Annotated in this window: 2 protein-coding genes; both read right to left on the reverse strand. The window is 27.0% G+C overall.

All coding sequences use genetic code 11. The features are described from left to right. Nucleotides 1-12: 12 nt before the first annotated feature. The gene (locus FGM02_RS16450) at nucleotides 13-252 is read right to left on the reverse strand and encodes an AAA family ATPase (protein ID WP_139959593.1); all 240 of its coding nucleotides are present in this window, start codon (nucleotides 250-252) and stop codon (nucleotides 13-15) included. A gap of 257 nt (nucleotides 253-509) precedes the next feature. Beyond that, the gene (locus FGM02_RS16455) at nucleotides 510-977 is read right to left on the reverse strand and encodes a hypothetical protein (RefSeq protein ID WP_139959594.1); all 468 of its coding nucleotides are present in this window, start codon (nucleotides 975-977) and stop codon (nucleotides 510-512) included. Nucleotides 978-1,136 lie beyond the last annotated feature (159 nt).

Here is a 1,136-nt window from a genome sequence, read left to right on the forward strand (position 1 = left end):
ACTTATTAGGGGCTAAAATAGTGAGTTAATATTGATTTCATATTTTGTAAAACCTTTTTCAAATAGTTCAGTGATAAATTCCTTATCACTATCGTCTCTAAAGTATTTGAGTCCTGATTTTGCAAAAGCATAAACTAAAAAAGATAAATAAGTTTTTCCTGAATTGTTTGGACCACAAAATACAGTTAATTTTTTGCTAAGGTCGATTTTAGCATTTTTAATTGGTCCTAAATTATTTATTTCTAATTTCATTTTTCAAAGATATATTAATCTTCACTTATATTATAATAATGTTTAGAATTAATGCATGCCAACGTTTTTGTATAAGGTTAGTGTGGGAGTTGATAATCGTTAGATTATCGGCCTAGCACTAAGCTTATACTTATTTTTTGTTTTTATCTTAATCGACCTAAAAATACTTAAATAAGTATAAGTGACACAGTAAATAAGCCTAAAACTTTGGGAAAGAAATAAAAACCCACATTAATTTTATACGGTGTTACAAACTGTTAATTTATTTTTTTGAATTTTCTATAACTAGTTTCATACTCAACCATGTTAATATCTTTTCCGTTTGGATAATATAATTTCATCGTATCATCGTCTGAGAAAACGGCTTTGTTTTGAATATATGGATGAGCACTTAAATCAGTAATTTTTTCACTTGATAAAACAATATTAGTATCATTTGACCTTACCCAAAATCCATTTTGTTCCGGGTTATTATTACAATTATTGATATCACCATAAAAACTAATTACTGAAGTTTGATTTTCAGAATTAAATATCCACGTATTATTAGAGGCACATTTTTCAGCATAGCTGTTAAAACTTTCAGTTCCATCTGAGTAAGTTCCTCCATATCCCAAAAGAGACCATGTTCCTATAATTTTATCTTTATTTATCTCACTATTTTCATTACATGAGTTTATTAGTATTCCAATTGTTATTATAATAATAAGATTAATTTTTTTCATAGTAATTGTTTGTAACGGTTTTGTATAAAGTTAGTGTGGGAGTTGATAATCGCGAGATTTTCAGCCAAACACTAAGCTTATACTTATTTTGTGTTTTTATCTTAGTCGACCTAAAAATAGATAAATAAGTAGAAGTGACCCAATAAAAAAACACAAACC

The sequence above is a fragment of the Flavicella sediminum genome, from assembly GCF_006381105.1.
GTDB lineage: Bacteria > Bacteroidota > Bacteroidia > Flavobacteriales > Flavobacteriaceae > Flavicella > Flavicella sediminum.